Annotated in this window: 24 protein-coding genes, 2 tRNA genes and 2 pseudogenes; 21 read left to right on the forward strand and 7 right to left on the reverse strand. The window is 61.2% G+C overall.

What is annotated here, in order from left to right; translation table 11 throughout:
- The 3 genes and pseudogenes from WEB61_RS09885 to WEB61_RS09895 all read right to left on the reverse strand — a co-directional run.
- Positions 1 to 382: pseudogene (locus WEB61_RS09885) on the reverse strand (histone deacetylase family protein); the annotation flags it as partial.
- Positions 383 to 406: 24 nt separating this feature from the next.
- Positions 407 to 483: transfer RNA gene (locus WEB61_RS09890), tRNA-Arg, on the reverse strand.
- Positions 484 to 499: 16 nt separating this feature from the next.
- Entirely contained in the window at positions 500 to 808 is a 309-nt protein-coding gene (locus WEB61_RS09895; protein ID WP_368064174.1) for an ETC complex I subunit, read from the reverse strand.
- A 167-nt stretch (positions 809 to 975) separates the two neighbouring features.
- Between WEB61_RS09895 and WEB61_RS09900 the strand changes: the two genes are divergently transcribed.
- On the forward strand, positions 976 to 1,188 hold the full coding sequence (locus WEB61_RS09900; protein WP_368064175.1) for a hypothetical protein: 213 nt from the start codon (positions 976 to 978) through the stop codon (positions 1,186 to 1,188).
- A gap of 18 nt (positions 1,189 to 1,206) precedes the next feature.
- Here the strand turns inward: WEB61_RS09900 and WEB61_RS09905 are convergent.
- The 3 genes from WEB61_RS09905 to WEB61_RS09915 form a co-directional block, all read right to left on the reverse strand.
- Positions 1,207 to 1,283 (reverse strand) — tRNA-Pro (locus WEB61_RS09905).
- An 88-nt stretch (positions 1,284 to 1,371) separates the two neighbouring features.
- Positions 1,372 to 1,842: a PaaI family thioesterase gene (locus tag WEB61_RS09910; protein WP_368064176.1), complete on the reverse strand. Its 471-nt coding sequence runs from the start codon at positions 1,840 to 1,842 to the stop codon at positions 1,372 to 1,374.
- Positions 1,843 to 1,879: 37 nt separating this feature from the next.
- On the reverse strand, positions 1,880 to 2,434 hold the full coding sequence (locus tag WEB61_RS09915; protein ID WP_368064194.1) for a cold-shock protein: 555 nt from the start codon (positions 2,432 to 2,434) through the stop codon (positions 1,880 to 1,882).
- 344 nt (positions 2,435 to 2,778) lie between these two features.
- On the opposite strand from WEB61_RS09915, the gene WEB61_RS09920 reads away from it, so the two are divergent.
- The 14 genes from WEB61_RS09920 (at position 2,779) to WEB61_RS09985 (ending at position 14,944) form a co-directional block, all read left to right on the forward strand.
- Complete coding sequence (locus WEB61_RS09920) at positions 2,779 to 3,252, forward strand: Na+/H+ antiporter subunit E (RefSeq protein ID WP_368064177.1); 474 nt, start codon at positions 2,779 to 2,781, stop codon at positions 3,250 to 3,252.
- Between the two features lies 1 nt (position 3,253).
- Positions 3,254 to 3,538, forward strand: coding sequence for a monovalent cation/H+ antiporter complex subunit F (locus WEB61_RS09925; protein ID WP_368064178.1), 285 nt, complete (start codon positions 3,254 to 3,256; stop codon positions 3,536 to 3,538).
- A gap of 2 nt (positions 3,539 to 3,540) precedes the next feature.
- On the forward strand, positions 3,541 to 3,900 hold the full coding sequence (gene mnhG, locus WEB61_RS09930; protein WP_368064179.1) for a monovalent cation/H(+) antiporter subunit G: 360 nt from the start codon (positions 3,541 to 3,543) through the stop codon (positions 3,898 to 3,900).
- A complete protein-coding gene (locus tag WEB61_RS09935; protein WP_368064180.1) occupies positions 3,897 to 4,481 on the forward strand; it encodes a DUF4040 domain-containing protein in 585 nt (194 codons plus the stop codon). The genes mnhG and WEB61_RS09935 overlap by 4 nt, the downstream gene beginning before the upstream one ends.
- 4 nt (positions 4,482 to 4,485) lie before the next feature.
- Positions 4,486 to 4,923, forward strand: coding sequence for a Na(+)/H(+) antiporter subunit B (locus WEB61_RS09940; protein ID WP_368064181.1), 438 nt, complete (start codon positions 4,486 to 4,488; stop codon positions 4,921 to 4,923).
- The gene (locus WEB61_RS09945) at positions 4,923 to 5,342 is read left to right on the forward strand and encodes a cation:proton antiporter subunit C (protein ID WP_368064195.1); all 420 of its coding nucleotides are present in this window, start codon (positions 4,923 to 4,925) and stop codon (positions 5,340 to 5,342) included. Before WEB61_RS09940 ends, WEB61_RS09945 begins: the two co-directional genes overlap by 1 nt.
- On the forward strand, positions 5,342 to 6,847 hold the full coding sequence (locus WEB61_RS09950; RefSeq protein ID WP_368064182.1) for a monovalent cation/H+ antiporter subunit D family protein: 1,506 nt from the start codon (positions 5,342 to 5,344) through the stop codon (positions 6,845 to 6,847). Before WEB61_RS09945 ends, WEB61_RS09950 begins: the two co-directional genes overlap by 1 nt.
- Positions 6,848 to 6,857: 10 nt before the next feature.
- The gene (locus WEB61_RS09955; protein WP_368064183.1) at positions 6,858 to 8,366 is read left to right on the forward strand and encodes a monovalent cation/H+ antiporter subunit D family protein; all 1,509 of its coding nucleotides are present in this window, start codon (positions 6,858 to 6,860) and stop codon (positions 8,364 to 8,366) included.
- Positions 8,363 to 8,752, forward strand: a complete 390-nt coding sequence (locus WEB61_RS09960) for a hypothetical protein (RefSeq protein WP_368064184.1) — start codon at positions 8,363 to 8,365, stop codon at positions 8,750 to 8,752. Before WEB61_RS09955 ends, WEB61_RS09960 begins: the two co-directional genes overlap by 4 nt.
- Positions 8,745 to 10,439, forward strand: coding sequence for a Na(+)/H(+) antiporter subunit D (locus WEB61_RS09965; RefSeq protein WP_368064185.1), 1,695 nt, complete (start codon positions 8,745 to 8,747; stop codon positions 10,437 to 10,439). The genes WEB61_RS09960 and WEB61_RS09965 overlap by 8 nt, the downstream gene beginning before the upstream one ends.
- Positions 10,440 to 10,483: 44 nt before the next feature.
- The gene (locus WEB61_RS09970) at positions 10,484 to 11,137 is read left to right on the forward strand and encodes a carbon monoxide dehydrogenase subunit G (RefSeq protein ID WP_368064186.1); all 654 of its coding nucleotides are present in this window, start codon (positions 10,484 to 10,486) and stop codon (positions 11,135 to 11,137) included.
- Between the two features lie 121 nt (positions 11,138 to 11,258).
- Positions 11,259 to 11,723: a (2Fe-2S)-binding protein gene (locus WEB61_RS09975; RefSeq protein WP_368064187.1), complete on the forward strand. Its 465-nt coding sequence runs from the start codon at positions 11,259 to 11,261 to the stop codon at positions 11,721 to 11,723.
- 49 nt (positions 11,724 to 11,772) lie between these two features.
- The gene (locus WEB61_RS09980) at positions 11,773 to 14,136 is read left to right on the forward strand and encodes a xanthine dehydrogenase family protein molybdopterin-binding subunit (protein ID WP_368064196.1); all 2,364 of its coding nucleotides are present in this window, start codon (positions 11,773 to 11,775) and stop codon (positions 14,134 to 14,136) included.
- 10 nt (positions 14,137 to 14,146) lie between these two features.
- Positions 14,147 to 14,944: a xanthine dehydrogenase family protein subunit M gene (locus tag WEB61_RS09985; protein ID WP_368064188.1), complete on the forward strand. Its 798-nt coding sequence runs from the start codon at positions 14,147 to 14,149 to the stop codon at positions 14,942 to 14,944.
- Between the two features lie 55 nt (positions 14,945 to 14,999).
- Here the strand turns inward: WEB61_RS09985 and WEB61_RS09990 are convergent, their stop codons facing one another.
- Positions 15,000 to 15,923: a helix-turn-helix domain-containing protein gene (locus WEB61_RS09990; protein WP_368064189.1), complete on the reverse strand. Its 924-nt coding sequence runs from the start codon at positions 15,921 to 15,923 to the stop codon at positions 15,000 to 15,002.
- 141 nt (positions 15,924 to 16,064) lie between these two features.
- On the opposite strand from WEB61_RS09990, the gene WEB61_RS09995 reads away from it, so the two are divergent.
- From WEB61_RS09995 to WEB61_RS10020, 6 genes and pseudogenes are all read left to right on the forward strand, one after another.
- A complete protein-coding gene (locus WEB61_RS09995; protein WP_368064197.1) occupies positions 16,065 to 16,598 on the forward strand; it encodes an NADH-quinone oxidoreductase subunit B family protein in 534 nt (177 codons plus the stop codon).
- Between the two features lie 115 nt (positions 16,599 to 16,713).
- On the forward strand, positions 16,714 to 17,628 hold the full coding sequence (locus tag WEB61_RS10000; protein ID WP_368064190.1) for an AAA family ATPase: 915 nt from the start codon (positions 16,714 to 16,716) through the stop codon (positions 17,626 to 17,628).
- 1 nt (position 17,629) lies between these two features.
- On the forward strand, positions 17,630 to 18,796 hold the full coding sequence (locus tag WEB61_RS10005; RefSeq protein ID WP_368064191.1) for a VWA domain-containing protein: 1,167 nt from the start codon (positions 17,630 to 17,632) through the stop codon (positions 18,794 to 18,796).
- The gene (locus WEB61_RS10010) at positions 18,793 to 19,128 is read left to right on the forward strand and encodes an XdhC family protein (RefSeq protein WP_368064192.1); all 336 of its coding nucleotides are present in this window, start codon (positions 18,793 to 18,795) and stop codon (positions 19,126 to 19,128) included. The genes WEB61_RS10005 and WEB61_RS10010 overlap by 4 nt, the downstream gene beginning before the upstream one ends.
- Position 19,129: 1 nt before the next feature.
- A complete protein-coding gene (locus tag WEB61_RS10015) occupies positions 19,130 to 19,807 on the forward strand; it encodes an XdhC family protein (protein ID WP_368064193.1) in 678 nt (225 codons plus the stop codon).
- Positions 19,804 to 20,314 (forward strand): annotated as a pseudogene (locus tag WEB61_RS10020) (4-diphosphocytidyl-2C-methyl-D-erythritol kinase); the annotation flags it as partial. The gene WEB61_RS10015 and the pseudogene WEB61_RS10020, both read left to right, overlap by 4 nt.

Below are 20,314 nucleotides of genomic sequence, written 5' to 3' on the forward strand. Positions count from 1 at the left end.
CCCAACTACCTGCGGCGATCGGGCAGGCCCCATCCGCCATGTGGTAGCCGGCTTGCGCCACCACCGATAGGGGATAGGCGCCGCCCCGCCGGTCGGGATGATTGCCAGGCACAACCTCATCGGAACCGCCTTCTATCCGCATCCAGCGCTCGTGGACGGTCGCGAGAAAGGCCACATACTCGGGCGTGTGGACCGCTGAAACATGATCGAGGCTATAGTCGTCCCTCGGGACGACATGATCGAGCCCTGCCTGACGCGCACCGGCCAGAAGCCGGTCAGCCCGCTCCGGAACTTCGGGATTGGCCTCTACGATGCCGTTGACGAGAAAGTGGCGGGGATAATGATGCTTTTGGTGCGGATCGAAGACAACCTTCATCGGCATTGCCTCTCAAGATAGGAAAGCCCATGGCGATCCCGGCAGGACTCGAACCTGCAACCGACAGATTAGAAATCTGTTGCTCTATCCGGTTGAGCTACGGGATCGGGACGCCGGGTGAGGCTAGTGGGTCCAGAGTCCTTGCCGACCATATTTGAAGTTGTCGGCATAGGCCTTGATCGAGCGGCGTCGCGTCTTCGGTTCATAAAGCTGATAGTCGAGTCCAAGCTTCTCGGCATAGGCGATCGCCTCTTCCTTGCTGTCGAAGCGAAGCGTCACCTGCGAATTCATATCGCTCGAGCTTGTCCAGCCCATCAGCGGCTCGACCTTGCGCGCGCTGGCAGGCTCGAAATCGAGCACCCATCTTTTTGTATTGGCCCGCCCCGATTGCATCGCTGTCTTGGCCGGTTTGTGAATGCGCGCACGCGTCAATTGCTGCCCCTGAACCATAATCCCCGACCGTATGGGGAACGTCGCGTAACTTTATTCTTATCGCCCTAAAACCGCCGAATTTGCAAGCAACAATACAATCACCGCTGGGGTTGGCGTGACGCTGTTGCGTCGTCCCAAATATCCCAAAAAAACAAGGGAACTCGCCCATGGACCGCTATCTCGACCGCGAGGCTGCAACCGCGCTTCTCGCTTCCAGAGGCTTCAACCGGCTCGACATCGAATGTGTGCTCGATCTGACAGGGTCCGTCTCTCAAAGGGGCATGCCGCTCTGGCCGACGCACGCCATCGAAAGATTGGCCGCCCGCGCATGGTGGCTTGATCGAACCGACATTGAAACAGCGATACCTCGCGCGGCCTGATCGAGCGAGAAGAAAAAATGGTCGGGGCGGCAAGATTCGAACTTGCGACCCTCTGCTCCCAAAGCAGATGCGCTACCAGGCTGCGCTACGCCCCGACTGTCGCTCGTTTTCTGATATCCGGAGGGAGCGATCCGGCCTGCAATACCTCGCCGGACAGTCTCTCGCAACCCTTCCGGCAGGTGTTTAAGCTTTGTTTTTGCGCCGCTGCATCAGCTTGAAGACGCCCGTCGCTTTCAGCACCGGCCGCAGCCCAACATAGAGCTCCGCCTCGCAAAACGCGACCGACCGGGTCGCCCTGGTCACTCGCGCCGTCCCTTCGAGCCACTCACCGGGCCGCGCCGATGACAAAAAATCGCTGTTCATTCGAACCGTCAACGCAGCCGTCTGCGTCGCACGCCAAACCGCCGTGCCGAGCAAGCCGTCGGCAAAAGCCATCAGCATGCCGCCATGTGTGATCCCGCGTGAATTACAGTGGCGCTTCTTTACTCTCACGCCATGAACAAAGCCTTCGCCGGTAACCTTGTGAAAGAATGGGCCGTTGTGGCTCGTATAAGGTCCCCTGCCGGCGGAAGGTTCGAAACCTTCAGGCGGATTGTCGTCTTCACTATCGGCCATGTTGATTGCGGAACTACCGGGTTGAGCGGAGGTGCTCACGGAGGCCACCGCTTCCATAAAAATGATTGGGAAGGACTTAGTCGCCGGACGGAGTTTCCGGCGCGATCTCGGCGACCATAAGCCCTTTTGGGCCCTCCCCAAAGCGAACCTGCACCTGTTGGCCAGGCAACAAATCGCGAACGCCGTGCCGACGCAGCGTCTCCATATGGATAAAAATGTCCGGCGTACCCTCACCGCGCGTCACAAACCCGTATCCGCGAGCTCGATTGAACCACTTGACGATGGCCGTCTCGAAATCCCCTATGGGCACCACATCCGATATCGCAGAGCGGCTGATTGATCGCGCAGCGACGCCAGCCGGTTTGATCGCGGTCGTCTCGTCGACATCGATCACTCGTACGGCTTGGTTGCCCTTCGGTCGCCGCACCACCTCGCACGTAACCGTTGCGCCCTCGTCAAGCGCATCGAGACCCATCTGCTTGAGGCAGGATAAATGTACGAGCACGTCATCGCGCCCGTCATCGGGAATGATGAAGCCGTACCCTTTGACCGCATCGAACCACTTGACCACGCCGGTGACTTCAAATGACACACCGACAGAATCCGCCGAGATTTCTAACCGCTCTTCCATCCCCACCACGATCGACGTCCGAGCGGTCAAACTGAAATGGCCTCAAGTATTGGCCGACCCGGAATTTATCACTGGCCCGTGGTTCCTCCCCAGGACCCCCCACTATGGATTATTCACTATAACAGTGTCCGTTAATTATTGAAAGTGGGCCGAAAGGTCGGACTTTCGGCTGCATCGAGCCAGTCTTTCTTGCTCTCGGCCACCGCCGCTTGCATATTGGCGACATCGTGAGGGATTGTGGCCGTCGGCGAACGGGCGTCCTTATCAAACTTTTCAAGGTATGCGGCTTTCGGTCTGGGGGCTGAGTAGCCGTGGCGTCTGCCCGTCAGCAAGTAAGAGGAAACATGGCAAAAGCGGTCAGTCTGTCGGTGGCGTTGTTCGCTCTCTGGCTGGCTTTGTCAGGGTTCTTCAAACCATTCCTGCTGACGCTGGGCGTCTTTTCCTGCCTTCTAACGGTCTATCTGGCCTTCCGGATGAGACTGCTGGATGATGAAGCTGTTCCGATCCAGCTGCGGCCAGCGCTGCTGCTCTACTGGGGTTGGCTGGGCGGCGAAATTTTCAAGTCGGCCGTTGCTGTTTCCAAGGTTATTCTAGCACGCGAAATGCCGCTTCATCAGCAGTTGATCGCGGTGCCCGCCGCCCAGAAGAGCGACATGGGTCACGTTATATTCGCCAATTCAATCACATTGACCCCTGGCACGGTTACTGTCGAAACACGACCGGGCCTCTTTCTCGTTCACGCGCTGACGGAAGGCGCCGCGGATTCCGAGGGATTTGCCGAAATGGGCCGTCGCGTCGCCGAAATCGAGGCGTGGTGACATGACGATGCTTCTCGCGACAGCCGCAGCGCTCTTCGTTGCCATGATGATGGTGCTGATCCGCCTGTTTGCAGGGCCGACTCTCTATGACCGTGTCCTGGCGGTCAACACGTTCGGCACGTTGACGGTGCTGCTGCTTGGGCTCCTGGGCTTCATCACCGAGCGTCCCGACTTTCTCGACATCTCCATTCTCTATGCGCTGATAAATTTCGTCGCAACGATTGCGATTTTGAAATTTTTCCGCTATCGCGCGCTCGGCCGCCGCTCATCTATGGCCGGGGAGTAGTCATGGACATCACGCTCGACCTCGTTCTCGACATTGCGAGCGGGATTTCCTTCGCGGTCGGTCTCGCTTTCTTGCTGATTGGCGCCTTCGGCATGATCCGCCTTCCCGACATCTGGGCGCGCGTTCATGCGGCAGGCATCATCGACACCGTCGGCGCCGAGCTGATCGTCTTCGGGATGATCCTGCAGGCCGGCCTGACGCAAGCCTCGCTCAAATTGCTCCTGATCGGCCTTTTTCTCTTTGTCACCAGCCCCACAGCAACCCATGCTGTCGTCAACGCGGCTTTCACCGCCGGGTTGCGTCCGGTCAGGCTTCGCAAAAACGAGTCTGCCGGCGTCCTTGGCGAGGAGAGGCAATCATGAACGCCGGGCTTGTCGGCATCGCCGTCATCGACATCCTCCTGTTTCTCTTTCTGGTGTTGACCGCCATCGCCATCACGCGGCTGCGCAATTTGTTTGCTGTCGTCATGCTGGCCGGCGTTTTCAGCCTGTTGTCGGCCGGGCTCTTCGTAACGCTCGATGCAATGGACGTCGCGTTCACGGAGGCCGCAGTAGGCGCCGGCATCTCGACGGTATTGATGCTCGGCGCCCTGGCGCTCACGGTGCGAGAGGAAAAGCCCGTGACGCATTCGGCTTTCCTGCCACTGCTTGTATGCGCGATCGCCGGCGCAGCGTTGATCTACGGCACGCTCGACATGCCGCCGTTCGGCGCCGCCGACAGCCCGGTGCAAACCCACGTCGCGCCTGACTACCTCAAGCGAACACCCGTCGAAATCGGCATCCCCAACACCGTCGCCGCCGTACTCGCAAGCTATCGCGGCTTCGATACGCTGGGTGAGGTTGTCGTGGTCTTCACCGCCGGCATTGCTGTGTTGCTCCTGCTCGGCGGAGGCGGCAGGTCGCGCCGGCTTGGCGATGTGACTGGCGAGCGAAAGAAGGATTGATTTCATGGAACATCATTCGATCCTTCGCGTGGTTTCGAAATTGTTGATACCACCAATCCTGCTCTATGCGCTCTATGTCCAGTTCCATGGCGAATATGGACCGGGCGGCGGCTTTCAGGCCGGCGTCATTTTCGCCGTTGCCTTTATTCTCTACGCGCTGGTTTTCGGCGTCGAGACGATGACCGACATCCTTCCGCCGCGCCTGCTCCGTATCCTCGCCGCGCTTGGAGTGCTGATCTATGCCGGTACCGGCGTGGTCACGATGCTGCTCGGCGACGCCTATCTCGGCTACAACGCACTCGCCGCCAACCCGGTTCATGCCCAGGAATGGGGCATCTTCGCCGTCGAACTCGGCGTCGGCACGACCGTTGCCGCTGTGATGGTAGCGATCTTCGTTGCCTTCGCCTCGCGCAATCCGCCGATCAAGGACGAGGACTGGTGATGGAGGAGATCGTCTTCGATTTCGAGTTCGTCCTGACGCACTACAATTACTGGATGTTCGTGGTCCTGATGATGACGGGCCTCTACATCACCGTAAGCCGTGGCAATCTGGTCAAGAAAATCGTCGGGCTCAACATCTTCCAGACTTCGGTTTTCCTCCTCTATATCTCGATGGGCAAGATCGTCGGTGGCACCGCACCGATCCTTACCGGCGAACCCGGCACCATCTACTCCAACCCGCTGCCGCATGTCTTGATCCTGACCGCCATTGTCGTAGGCATTGCAACGACGGCGCTGGCGCTGGCGCTCGTCGTGCGTATCCGCGAAACCTACGGCACGGTCGAGGAAGACGAAATCATCGCGCTGGAACTTGAAATGGACGCCACGGCCACGGCTTCGGCCACCGGGAGCGAACGTTGATGCTGGCGATGATCGAAACGAACCTGCCGGCATTGCAGGTTATTCTGCCGATGCTGGCGGCGCCCATATGCGCCATATTGGGTCGGGGTACGCGCGCATGGGCATTGGCGATGGCGGCCGTCCTGCTTGCGTTTGCCGTCGCCGTTTCGCTCTTCGTCGTTACGCTTGAAGGCACGATCATTTCCTATCGAATGGGAAACTGGGCCCCGCCCATCGGCATCGAGTACCGCGTCGATATTCTGAATGCCTTTGTGCTGCTGGTGGTCTCGGGCATCGCACTTTTCGTCCTGCCCTACGCACGGGCGAGCGTCGCCCGCGAAATTTCGGAGGAACGCCAACCGCTCTTCTATTCGGCGTTCCTGCTCTGCCTGACCGGCCTTCTCGGCGTCACCACCACGGGCGACGCCTTCAACATATTCGTCTTCCTCGAGATTTCTTCGCTTTCGACCTATGCGTTGATCGCAACCGGCGCCGAGCGCAACAAGCGCGCTCTGACCGCCGCCTACAACTACCTGATCATGGGAACAGTCGGTGCGACCTTCTTCGTCATCGGCATCGGCATGCTCTACATGATCACGGGCACGCTGAACCTGGCCGACTTGGCGCAACGCATAGCCGAGCATGGCGACAGCCGCACCTTGCGCATGGGATTCGTCTTTATCCTGATCGGCGTCGGCCTGAAGCTTGCAATGTTCCCTCTGCATCTTTGGTTGCCGAACGCTTATAGCTTCGCACCGTCCGCCGTGACCGCCTTCATCGCCGCGACCGCGACAAAGGTCGCGATCTATGTGTTGTTGCGCTTCATGTTCACGGTTTTCGGATTCGACTACGACTTTCAGGCCGCAACGCTTCGCCATGTCGTGTTGCCGTTGGCGATCGTCGCGATGTTTGCGGCCTCCATTGTCGCAATGTTCCAGGACGACCTGAAGCGGATGCTGGCCTATTCGAGCATCGCGCAGGTCGGTTATATGCTGCTCGGCCTCGCCTTCCTCTCGCATACCGGCCTGATGGCGTCGGTGATCCACTTGTTCAATCACGCCGTCACCAAGGGTGCCCTTTTCATGGTCGCCGGCTGCTACATATTCGCAACCGGCACGAGTTCCATTTCGAGCCTTCGCGGCATTGGCCGCGACATGCCGTGGACGACCGCAGCCTTTGTCGTGGCCGGCCTGAGCCTTATTGGGTTGCCGTTGACGGTCGGATTCGTCAGCAAGTGGTATCTCGTGCTCGCGGCACTGGAGCTGAACTGGTGGCCGGTCGCACTACTGATCATGGCTTCGTCGCTACTCGCCGTCGTTTACATATGGCGTGTCGTCGAAACGGCCTATCTGCAGCCATCGCCGGAAGGCGTCTTGCGCAAGGAGGCGCCGCTCTGGATGCTGCTGCCGACATGGGGTCTTGCAGCGCTCTCGGTCTTCTTCGGCGGCTATGCTGCGCTCACCACCGCCGCGGCCAGCCGCGCCGCGACAGCCCTGATTAGTGCCTCCAATATGATGTGGCAGTGAGGCGCATAAAATGACTGACAACACAATCCTCCTGTTTGCGATCTTCATTCCGGCCGGCGTCATCTTCCTGATCGCCGCGCTCGGCAACCGCCCCGATCTGCGTGACGGCGCCAGCGTCGCGGCCGCCGTCGCTACGTTCATCGCGGTGCTGACACTTCTCGGATCGGTCATGGAAGGTGCGCGGCCCGAGATCGCGCTTTTTGAAGTGATGCCGGGCCTGCTGCTTGCTTTCGCAATTGAACCGCTCGGCATGTTGTTCGCCATCGTGGCGTCGGGACTCTGGATCGTCACCGCGATTTATTCGATCGGCTACATGCGCGGCGCCGGCGAGAAAAAGCAGACACGCTTCTACATCTGCTTTGCCATAGCGATCTCCGGCGCCCTCGGCATCGCCTTCTCGGCGAATCTCTTCACGCTGTTCATCTTCTACGAAATCCTGACGATCTCGACCTACCCATTGGTCGCCCACAAGGAAACGCCGGAAGCGCGCGCCGGGGCGCGCATCTATCTTGCGATCCTGATGACAACCTCGATTGCCTTCCTGCTGGTCGGCATCGTCTGGGTCTGGAACATTGCCGGCACGCTCGACTTCCGCGCCGGCGGCATCCTCGACGGCAAACTCGATCCATCCTTCGCGCCATTCTTGCTGGCGCTCTTTGCATTCGGCATCGGCAAGGCCGCCTTGATGCCCTTCCATCGCTGGCTGCCCGCCGCCATGGTCGCACCGACGCCGGTCAGCGCGCTTCTTCATGCGGTTGCCGTCGTAAAAGCCGGCGTTTTCACCATGCTGAAGGTTGGCACCTACATCTTTGGCGTCGGCTTCCTGTCAAAGACTGGCGCTTCGGACTGGTTGATATGGCTTGCCGCCGCCTCGATCCTGATCGCCTCCGTCATCGCATTGACGAAAGACGACCTGAAAGCGCGGCTGGCTTATTCGACCGTCAGCCAGCTCTCCTACATCACGCTCGGCGTGGCTTTGGCGAATCAGATGGGCGTCATCGGCGGCTCGATGCACATCGCAACGCATGCCCTCGGCAAAATTACGCTCTTCATGTGCGCTGGCGCAATCTACGTCGCGGCCCGCAAGACGAAAATCAGTGAGCTCGACGGATTGGGGCGCAAGATGCCCTTCACTTTCATCGCCTTCACCGTTGCCGCGTTGAGCATTGTCGGCTTGCCACCTCTCGCGGGCGCCTGGAGCAAGTGGTACCTGATACTGGCCGCAGCGGATGCGGGTCAGCTCGCGATTATCGTTGTGCTGATGCTGAGCTCGCTACTGAACGTCGCCTATCTGTTACCGATCCCGGCGCGCGCCTTTTTCATCGCGCCGTCTGGCGCCCACGCGCATTCGCTTGGCGCCGCGGCGGCGGCCACCGATGACAAGATTGAGGAGGCACCGCTGCTCTGCCTCATTCCGATCTGCGTGACGGCATTCGGCTGCATCGTCCTCTTCTTCATGGTGGGCGGTCTCTATGATTTCCTGCTCAACATTCCGATTTTGCCGGAGAGCACGCCATGACAGGCAGCATCAACAGCAGCCCGCGCAGCGGCAAGGATGACCGCGCGCAACTCCCTTGGCTCGCCCGCCGGCTGCTCTGGACCGATAATCCGCGCAACGTGACCGGTCTGGTCTGGGCACTCGCAGCCCTGTGTGCCGGACTCGCCTTAGCAGATTTCATCTATCACAAGCACGGCTATTTCCCGGTCGAGCAGTATCCCGCGATCTACGGCGTATTCGGTTTCGTCGTCTATGCGGCAGTCGTTCTGCTCGCGAGGGGATTGCGACTGTTTGTACGGCGTCCCGAGGGATACTACGAACCGCTAGCCACCGACACCGAGGATGAGCGCGCCGCCGGCAGCGCCCCGGATGCGCCGGATGTGCGGGAGGCCCGCCCACATGCCTGATCTGATGAACCCGGCTTTTGTCTATATCGCCGCCGCGCTGCTGCTGCCGTTCATCCCGCAAGGCACATGGCGGATGGCCGCCATGCTGCTGGTGCCGATTGCCGGAGCCGCCGTCTTCTGGAACCTGCCTTATGGCAATCACGGCGTCTTCAATCTCATGGGCATGCAGATCGGCCTCATGCGGCTCGATGCGCTTTCGTATGTTTTCGGCTTCATCTTCTCGCTCGCGGCTTTCCTGACGACGATCTACGCATGGCAAGTCCGCGACACGGTCCAGCAGATTGCGAGCGTTCTCTATGCGGGCTCGGCCATCGGCGCGGTCTTTGCCGCCGATCTCGTCACTCTTTTCGTGTTCTGGGAAGGCACAGCTCTCGCGTCGGTCTTCCTCATCTGGGCACGGCGCACCGAGGGTGCTTATGCGACAGGACTCCGATATCTCATCGTACAGATCGGCTCGGGCGTGCTTCTGCTTGCAGGTGTGATCTTGCTCTATCTCGAAACGGGATCCGTCGCCTTCAACAAGATGGAACTCGGCAGCCTCGCGACATGGGCGATCTTCGTCGCCTTTGGCATCAAATGCGCCTTCCCGCTACTGCATAACTGGTTGCAGGATGCTTACCCGGCCGCAACCATCACGGGCACGGTGACACTTTCGGCGTTTACAACCAAACTCGCCGTCTACGCGCTGGCGCGCGGTTTCCCCGGCGCCGAGCTTCTCATTTATATTGGCGTCACGATGACGCTGTTTCCGGTCTTCTTCGCAGCCGTCGAAAACAACCTGCGCCGCGTCCTTGCCTACAGCCTCAACAACCAGCTGGGCTTCATGGTCGTGGGCATCGGCATCGGAACGCCGCTTGCGCTCAACGGCACTGTCGCTCACGCCTTCTGTCACATTCTCTACAAGGCATTGCTGTTCATGAGTATCGGCGCGGTGATGTACCGGACCGGGACCGCCAAGGCGTCTGAGCTCGGCGGTCTCTACAAGTCGATGCCCCTGACGATGATTTTTTGCGTTGTCGGCGCGCTGTCTATCTCTGCTTTCCCGCTGTTCTCGGGGTTCATTTCAAAAAGCCTCATTCTTTCGGCAAGCGCGAACACCGGTCACTATTTCGTCTGGATCGGGCTCGTCGTCGCCTCGGTCGGCGTCCTCGAGCATTCCGGCATCAAAATTCCGTATTTCACTTTTTTCGCGCACGATGCGGGTCATCGTGTGAAAGAAGCACCGCCACATATGCTCCTCGCTATGGGGCTGACGGCCGCGCTCTGCGTCGGCCTCGGCGTGTTCCCGTCGACGCTCTATGGCATCCTGCCTTACGTTGTCGATTATCAGCCCTACACTACGACCCATGTGGTCACGCAACTGCAGCTCTTGTTCTTTGCGGGCCTCGCATTCGCCATACTGATGCGTACCGGCCTCTACCCGGCAGAGTTCCGCTCGATCAATCTTGACACCGACTGGACCTACCGGCGCCTGGTGCCGGCCGTCTTGCGCGCGCTATCGGCCTTCATAGACGCCACCTGGCGCTGGACAACGCTGGTCGGGCGGCGGCGTCTCGACGTTTTCCTCACCGGCATCTACCGCGCCCATGGCCCGCAGGGAATCCTGGCTCGCACATGGCCCACCGGCTCGATGGTGCTGTGGATTGCCATCCTGCTTGGCACCACGCTTGTCCTGACCTACGTATAGGAACTGCGCCGCTCCGCAACAGCGCCACGAAGGAGACGTCCCTGATGGAAATGTCCGGCGAATACAAGATTCCCGCCTCACGCGAGGACGTCTGGGCGGCGCTCAACGACGCCGATGTGCTGCTGAAATCGATTCCCGGCGCGGAATCGGTCGAGAAAACCGCGGATGATGAATTCGAGGCTGTGGCCAAGGCCAAGGTCGGCCCGGTCAGTGCTCGTTTCAAAGGCAAGGTCAAACTGACCAACATCGATCCGCCGAACGGTTACACGATTTCTGGCGAGGGCAACGGCGGCGCCGCCGGCTTTGCCAAGGGCTCGGCACAAGTCAACCTGACGGAAGCTGAGGGCGGCGGCACCATCCTTTCCTATTCCGTCAGCGCCCAGGTCGGCGGCAAGCTCGCCCAGATCGGCCAACGCTTCATCGACTCGACCGCATCGAGAATGGCCGAGGAGTTCTTCGACAACTTCTCGGCTCTGGCCGGGGGCTCGAAAATCGCGCCCGCAGCCGACCAAATGCCTGAACTGGTTGATGAGATGACACATGGAATTCCGACGAAATCGCCGGACCGCGATGCCATTTCGCCCACCGGTGTCCCCTTGGTGCCGGACGAAGAGGCCGGCCTGAGCCTGTCGCCCTGGGTCTGGGGTCCGGCGGTGATACTCATTCTCGTTGTCTTGGTCTGGATCTTCGGCTTCTGATCCGCCCGGGTCGCGCTTGACCTCGCGCGGCCGAGAGCCGAGACTCCACCAAACGGCCTCGCGCGGCGGAAAACTCCGGCAATTCGAATTTGAGGCCCTACGTCTTTCAGGGAGGTTGCGCATGCCCGTTGTCGCCATGACCGTCAACGGCAAGCCGGCAAGCGCCGATATCGAAGCGCGCACGCTGCTTGTCCATTTCATCCGCGAGCAATTGGGGCTCACCGGCACCCATGTCGGCTGCGACACCAGCCAGTGCGGTGCCTGCGTCGTCCATGTCGATGGTCATGCAGTCAAATCCTGCACCATGCTGGCCGCCCAGGCGGAAGGCACTGATGTCGTGACGATTGAAGGTCTGGCAAAGAACGGCGATTTGCATCCTGTGCAACAGGCCTTTCGCGAGCATCACGGCCTGCAATGTGGCTTCTGTACGCCGGGCATGATCATGACGGCGGTAGACCTGATCCGCCGCCGGCCAAACCTCGATGAAAAGACAGTGCGCGAGGAGCTCGAGGGCAACATCTGCCGCTGCACCGGCTACCACAATATTGTGAAAGCCATCCTCGCCGCATCGCAGGAGATGCGCTGAACGATACGACCGCGGAAACTCAGGGAGGAGTTCCATGTCGAACGCAGCCATGGGCGAAGGCATCGGCCAGCCGGTTCGCCGCAAGGAAGATTTCCGCTTCATCACCGGAAACGGCCACTATACCGACGACATTGCCCGTCCCCGCCAGACATGGGCTTACTTCCTGCGCTCGCCGCATGCCCACGCGAAAATCCGCAAGATCGACACGAAGGCCGCCGAAGCAGCGGCCGGCGTCCTCGCGATCTTCACCGGCAAGCATGTCACCGATGACGGGCTCGGCGGCCTGATCTGCGGTTGGACGGTTTCGTCGAAGGACGGCACACCGATGAAGGTGGGCCCACATCCGATCCTCGCCGTTGATACAGTGCGCTATGTCGGCGATCACGTCGCGATGATCGTCGCCGAAACGCTGGCCGACGCACGCGCGGCATCCGAATTGATCGATGTTGACTACGAAACCCTGCCCGCCGCCGTTGCGCTCGCGACGTGCCAGTCGAAAACCGCGCCGCAGGTCCACCCTGAAGCACCGCTAAACACTTGTTTTGAATGGGAACTCGGCAACAAGCCTGAAACCGAAGCCGCCTTCGCGAAGGCCGACAGAATCGTCAAGCTCGACCTGACCAACAACCGCCTGATCCCGAACGCCATGGAACCCCGCGCCGCCCTTGGCGAGTACGACAAGGGAAGCGGCACCTACACGCTGCACACCACAAGCCAGAACCCTCACGTTGCCCGGCTGGTGCTCTCGGCCTTTGTCGGCGTAGCGCCGGAACACAAGCTACGCGTCATCGCGCCGGACGTCGGCGGTGGCTTCGGTTCAAAAATTTTCATCTATGCCGAGGAAACGGCCTGCATTTGGGCCGCCGCCAAGGTCGGCCACCCGATCAAATGGACGGCGGACCGGTCCGAGGCTTTCCTGTCCGACGCACATGGCCGCGACCATCTGAGCCATGCCGAACTGGCGCTCGACAAGAACGGCAAGTTCCTCGCCCTGCGCGTCAAGACTGTCGCCAATCTCGGCGCCTATCTCTCCACCTTCTCGGCCTCGGTGCCGACTTATCTCTATGGAACGCTGTTATCGGGCCAGTACGACATCCCGGCAATCTACGTCGAGGTCGACGGCGTCTACACCCACACGGCGCCCGTCGACGCCTATCGCGGTGCCGGCCGTCCTGAAGCCACGTATCTCGTGGAGCGCATCGTCGAAACGGCGGCGCGCGAAACCGGCATCGATCCGGCTGAAATCCGCCGCCGCAATTTCATCCGCGAGTTCCCGCACCAGACACCGGTCATCATGGCTTACGATGCTGGCGACTATGAAGCCTCGCTTGACGCCGCGCTGGAGGCCATCGATCGCAAGGGTTTTCCGGCTCGCAAGGCCGAAGCGGCCAAACGAGGCAAGCTCAGAGGTCTCGGCTTTTCCTCCTACATCGAGGCCTGTGGCATCGCACCATCGGCCGCCGTCGGCTCACTTGGCGCGGGCGTTGGCCTCTGGGAAAGCGCCGAGGTGCGCGTCAACCCGACAGGCAATGTCGAGGTGCTGACCGGTTCGCACAGCCATGGCCAGGGCCATGAAACCACCTTCGCCCAGCTTGTCGCCTCGCGCCTCGGCATCCCGATGGAGCAGGTCGAGATCGTCCACGGTGACACCGACAAGGTGCAGTTCGGCATGGGCACTTATGGCTCGCGTTCCGGCGCGGTCGGCATGAGCGCCATCGTCAAGGCGCTCGACAAGATCGAAACGAAGGCAAAAAAGATTGCCGCCCACCTGATGGAAGCGGCCGTCGAGGACATCGTTTTCGAGAACGGCACGTTCACCGTGCAAGGTACGGACAAAACGCTACCCTGGGCGCAGCTCGCGCTTTCTGCCTATACGGCGCATGGTTTCCCCTCGGCCGAGATCGAACCCGGCCTCAAGGAAGGCGCCTTCTACGACCCGACAAACTTCACCTTTCCTGCCGGCTGCCATATTTGTGAGGTCGAGATCGACCCCGACACCGGCGTTACGCGCATTGTCAATTTCGTCGCGGTCGACGATTTTGGCACGATCATCAACCCGATGATCGTCGAGGGGCAGGTCCATGGCGGCATCGCGCAGGGCGTCGGTCAGGCACTGCTCGAACACGGCATCTACGATCAGGAATCCGGCCAGCTCGTTACCGGCTCCTACATGGATTACTGCATGCCCCGGGCCGACGACCTGCCGAGCTTCAATCTCGGTTTCACGAAAACCGTCTGCCCGTCCAACCCGCTCGGCATGAAGGGCTGCGGTGAGGCAGGCGCCATCGCCTCGCCGCCGGCCATCATCAATGCCATCACGGATGCGTTGGGCGTTCGCGACATCGAAATGCCGGCGACCCCGGCCCGCGTCTGGGCGGCGATCCAGTCTCGCCCGCGCGCCGCCGCCGAATAAGGAGAGCCTCATGTATCAGTTTAACTATGCACGTCCCAAAACGCTGGCCGAGGCCGAGGCCATGCTCGCTCAGGCTGACGACCCAAAACTCCTTGCCGGCGGCCAGACGCTGATCCCGACGCTGAAACAGCGCCTCGCCATGCCGAGCGACCTGATCGACATCGGCAGCCTGAAGGAACTCGCCTTCATTCGCGCCGAAGGCGACGCGGTGATGATCGGCGCGGCGACAAAACATGCAACGGTGGCGCAGTCGGCCGATGTGAAAAGGCACAACCCGGCACTGGCATCGTTGGCCGAAGGGATCGGCGACCCGGCCGTCCGCCACATGGGCACGATCGGTGGCTCGATCGCCAATAACGACCCGGCATCCGACTATCCGGCGGCCTGCCTCGCGCTCGATGCCAAGATCCACACCACCAAACGCCTGATCGAAGCCGACGAGTTCTTCAAGGGCATGTTCGAAACGGCGCTGCAGGACGGTGAGATCGTCAAGGAAATCACCTTCCCGCACCCGGAGAAGGCCGCCTATATGAAATTCCCCAACCCGGCCTCCCGCTACGCCATGGTCGGCGTCTTCGTTGCGAGAGGACCTTGGGGTGTCCGCGTGGCCGTCACCGGCGCGGGGCAGAACGGCGTGTTCCGCGTCAGGGAAATGGAAGACGCCCTGAACAAAAACTGGTCGCCCGATGCGGTCGCCGCCATCAAGGTGCCGGCCAAGGGCCTGAATGCCGACCTCCACGGCACGGCCGAGTACCGGGCACATCTGGTCACGGTCATGGCCAAGCGCGCCGTCGCGGCGGCCGGCTAAGCGCCCCCACCCGGATTGCCCGGCAATTCGGGTGGGGGGATCATCGACTTCCAATCTATCGATTCAGAATATGCGCGCCCACCAGCCTATATGACCAATAGGCTTCCTCCGCCTCGATCGCATGCATGAGCTTTTCAGGCGAATGGCCGGTAATGCGCCTGGCCAGGCGACCCATATGAGACTGGTCCGCAAATCCGGCATTAGCGGCAATGTCCGCAAGATCAAATTCCTCTTCTTTTTGCGCCTTCAAAGCCAATGCAAAAGTTTCCTCGGCCTTCGCATGAGCTTCCAACTCGCGCTTGGACATGCCAGCGAGGCCTTTGAGGCGTCTCTCGAACTGACGAAGACTCTTGCCTGTTGGCGACATGGCCGCCCGCATTATAGTCAGACGCACCCAATCTGCGACGCGGTTCGCAATGCCGGAAGCCTGAGGACGCTTCTCTTTCCATTGGTGCGTAAGAACGTCCTGAAGGCGATCGAACCGCTCGGCCACGCTTCCCGGTTCCAATACCCGCTGCGCCGCCTCCAACAACGCACCACCCACGACATCTTCCATCGGGATATAGCGTTGTTTGTAGTCTGATAGATTGGTGCCCGTGAGCATCCTGAATGCGTCGGGGTAGAAACAAACGATCATGCCGTGCACGTCGCCCGGATTCCAGCTGGCCATGGGCTTTGGATGGGGTCCGACGAAGCATAGGGCGGGCGGCACCCACCCGTTTCGCGGTTCGAGAAAATCCTCCTTGGCGGTCAGCACATGTCCGACGCCGGTCAGACTGAAACTTAGCGCGCACAGGGGGCTTGCCGCGAAATAATTAAACCGTTGCGAGAACGAAAGCTGGGCACCGCGCGTGTCCCGAACGAAAACGAAAGGGATGAGCCCTGCAAGCTCCGGGCGCGGATAAAGCATTTTCGCTCTGGCAAGGCCCATCGACCCTGCCAGCGCCAAACTCGCATCCGGGGTAATCTTGTCGCTCATGCCCAAAACATATGCCTGCCGTCCCACCCCGGCAACATGAGTGGCCGTGTCGCAATCGTTCTATAGACCGATCCCGGACCATGTAAATCTGCCCAACAGCACACTGATCGGGAGGCCTAGGTGGGAGGCACTAATTCGTCTATTACGCCGCTTCAGGACAAAACCGAGACGACGCCCACTCCCGCCTTCGAGTTCGGAGCGCTTGACGACGCACTCGCAGATCGCGGGTTTCTGGTCACCACGCTCGCCGATGTATTCGCTTGGGCACGAACAGGTTCTCTGCACGAACTTGCCTTCGGGCTCGCCTGCTGCGCCGTCGAGATGATGCAGATGTTCGGACCACGCGATGACTTCGAGCGGTTCGGCATGGCGCTTCCCGGTTCGCCGCGTCAGGCGGATCTCATGATCGTGGCTGGTACGCTCACCAACAAGATGGCCCCGGCGCTCCGCAGGGTCTACGACCAGATGCCCGAGCCGCGCTATGTCATCTCCATGGGCTCCTGCGCCAACGGCGGCGGCTACTACCATTACTCCTATTCGGTTGTGCGCGGCTGCGACAGGATCGTCCCTGTCGATGTCTATGTTCCCGGCTGCCCGCCCACCGCCGAGGCGCTTCTCTACGGCATCATGCTTCTACAACAGAAGATCAGGCGAACGTCATCCATCGACCGATAGGGAAATTGGATCAGGCTACCCCCCCTGAATCTCTCCCTTGTTCGTCCAGAATCGCGCGGAAATCCGTCGCCAGAGCCCGCTTTGCCTCTAGCCTCCGAGCGACTACATTCTCTCCATGACAGACACTCCCTCTTCCATCGACGAGACCGTCGAGTTGCTGGCGCGCGGCGCCTATGTTGCCGACCGCTCGCTCGCGACCGTGGTTTTCCTTGCGCTCAAGATGGGGCGTCCGCTGCTGCTCGAGGGCGAGGCAGGCGTCGGCAAGACCGAAATCGCCAAGGTTCTGGCCGAGGCGCTGGGCCGCCGCCTGATCCGCCTGCAATGCTATGAAGGGCTCGACACGGCCGCGGCCGTCTATGAGTGGAACTATCAGGCGCAGATGATCGAGATCCGTCTGGCCGAGGCCGAAGGCGTCGAGGATCGAACCGAACTCGGCAAGGATGTCTTCTCCGAACGCTTCCTGATCCGCCGGCCTATCCTTCAGGCACTGGAACCGGCCGTCGAAGGCCCGCCAGTGCTGCTGATCGACGAGCTCGACCGCACCGACGAACCTTTCGAGGCCTATCTGCTTGAAGTCCTTTCGGATTTTCAGGTGACGGTCCCCGAGATCGGCACCATCAAGGCGGCCAAACCGCCCATCGTCATCGTGACGTCGAACCGCACCCGTGAAATCCACGACGCCCTAAAGCGCCGCTGCCTCTTCCACTGGGTCGACTACCCCGATGCGGCACGCGAACTGGCAATCCTGAAGCTGAAAGCCCCGAAGGTGCCCGAGAACCTCTCGCGCGACATCGTCGCCTTTGTACAGGCCTTGCGCGGGCTGGACCTCTACAAGAGCCCCGGCATCGCCGAAACGATCGACTGGGCGGAAGCCCTGACCGCGCTCGATGCCGTCGCCCTCGACAAGCAGCTGGTCAACGACACGCTGGGCGCGCTGCTGAAATACCAGGACGACATCGCCCGCGTGGTCGGCAGCGAGGCCGCACGCTTGCTGGAAGAAATCAGGATGGCGGCGCAGGCCGCCGATTGACATGGGCCGGCTTGCCGAAAATATCGTCCACTTCGCCCGCGTATTGCGGCGCGCCGGATTGCCCGTCGGCCCGCGCCAGGTCCTCGACGCGGTCGAGGCGGTCGAGGTGGCCGGCATTGGCCCCCGATCCGATTTCTACTGGACGCTCCACGCGACGCTGGTGAAACGCCGCGAGCAGCATCACATCTTCGATCAGGCCTTCCATGTTTTCTGGCGCGATCCGAAGCTGCTCGACCGGATGATGGCGCTGATGCTGCCCGAACTCGAAACGCCTCCCAATGCCTCGCGCGGGGAGCAAAGCCGCCGGCTCGCCGAGGCGCTGTTCGGCGACGGCAAGCCACGCGAAACAGCCGAGCCCGATCTCGAAATCGATCGCAGCGACACCTTTTCAGCCGAAGAACTGTTGCGCGCCAAGGACTTCGAGCAGATGTCGGTCGCCGAACTAGCCGAAGCCAAAGCCGCCATCGCCCGCCTGCGCCTCGTCCATGACGACGCCCGCATCCGCCGCACGAGGCCCGCCGCGCGCGGACCGATGATCGACATGCGCGCTACCCTGCGGGCGAGCCTGCGCGCCGGCGGCGTCATCCCGCTGAAGCGCCGCGACTTCCGCCAGCGCCGCCCGCCGCTGGTCGTGCTCTGCGATATCTCCGGGTCGATGTCGACCTACAGCCGTGTCTTCCTTCACTTTTTGCACGCGCTGACCAATGATCGCGACCGCGTGCATGTCTTCCTGTTCGGCACGCGCCTGACCAACGTTACGCGCGAGCTGAGGCACCGCGATGTTGACGAGGCACTGGCGCGCGTCGCCGCGAAGGTCGAGGACTGGGATGGCGGCACCCGGATCGGCGAAACGCTGCGCCGCTTCAATATCGACTGGGCGCGGCGGGTTTTAGGCCAGGGCGCGACGGTTCTCTTGGTGACCGACGGGCTCGACCGCGACGCGGGCGAAGGCGTCGGCCCCGAAATCGCGCGGCTGCACCGGCGCGCGCGGCGACTCATTTGGCTGAACCCCCTCTTGCGTTACGAGCGCTTCGAACCGAAATCATTGGGTATCAGGGCGCTGTTGCCACATGTCGACGAGTTCCGCCCGGTCCACAGCATTGCCTCGCTGACGGCGTTGATCGAGGCGCTTTCCGCTGCACCGAAGCCCGAAAGGAAAGCCGCGTGAACGGCAAAAACACCAGCGACGACAATGTGTTGGAGGAGGCGGCCAACTGGCGGGCACAAGGCCGCAAGGTCGCGCTCGCAACCGTCATTGAAACTTGGGGTTCCGCACCGCGCCCCGTCGGCAGCCAGCTGGCGATCCGCGAGGATGGCAGCTTCGTGGGTTCCGTATCTGGTGGCTGCATCGAAGGCGACGTGGTGACACGCGCGCTTGAAACACTGACGAGCGGTAAACCGGAGATACTCGAATACGGCGTCTCCGACGCAATGGCGTGGGAAGTGGGGCTCGCCTGCGGCGGCCGCATCCGCGTCATGGTCGAACCGGTAACAGGCTGAGATGAACGCTGGAATCCTCGCGCAACTGGTCAAGGATCGTGCCGCCAAGCGCACTGTGGTGCTGGCGACAAGGTTAACGGATGGAATCGAAAAACTTCTCTATCCAACTGAAAAACATGAAAAAAACTGGTTAATTAAAGCATCGCATGAGGTCATGGTGAGCGACCGCGCGGCCATCGTTACCGGCCCCGACGGCGACTGGTTCCTCAACCCGTTCAACCCGCCGCTTCGCCTCATTGTCGTCGGCGCCGTTCACATCGCACAACCGCTGACACGCATGGCAGCGCTCGCCGGCTACGACGTGACAGTGATCGATCCGCGCACCTCGTTCGCTTCCGAAAACCGCTTTCCGGACATCGACTTGCGTCACGACTGGCCCGACGAGGCGATGGCAGCGCTTGCACCCGACACGCGCACGGCGATCGTCACGCTGACCCACGACCCGAAGCTCGACGACCCGGCACTTCAAGCTGCGCTGAAAAGCGCGGCCTTCTATATCGGCTCCCTCGGCTCGAAGAAGACGCATGCCGCCCGCGTCGCCCGGCTGAAGGAGGCGGGCTTCGAAGACATTGATATTGCACGCATTCACGGGCCTGTCGGTCTTTCCATCGGCGCAAAAAGCCCCGCCGAGATCGCCATTTCGATCATGGCCGAGATCACGGGGAGCCTGCGCCAATGATCTTCGGCGAGATGACACCCGATGAAGCCGAAGGCGCGATCCTTGCCCATTCGCGGAAAGTGGGCAGCGAAACCTTCAAGAAAGGCAGGCACTTAAGCACCGCCGACGTCGCCGCGCTGAAGGCGGCGGGCGTTGCAACCGTCATCGCGGCGCGCCTCGAAGCGGACGATGTGGCGGAGGACGAAGCGGCGGAAGTACTCGCCAAGGCCTTGGCAGGAAAGGATATTCGCGCCGCGGCGCCCTTCACCGGCCGCGCCAATCTCTATGCGGAAGAAGCCGGCATCGTCGAAATCGACGCCGCGCGTATCACCGCGATCAACGCCATCGGCGAGGCGATCACGGTGGCGACGCTGGCACCCTACGAAACCGTCGCCGCGCGACAAATGCTTGCCACCATTAAGATAATTCCCTTCGCCGCGCCGCGCGTCGAGTTCGACCGCGCCCTCGAAATTGCCCGCGACGGCAACAGCGCGATGACGCTGCATGTGTTCAAGCCCCACAAGGTCG

The organism is Parvibaculum sp. (assembly GCF_040882025.1).
In the GTDB taxonomy this organism is placed as follows: Bacteria; Pseudomonadota; Alphaproteobacteria; order Parvibaculales; family Parvibaculaceae; genus Parvibaculum.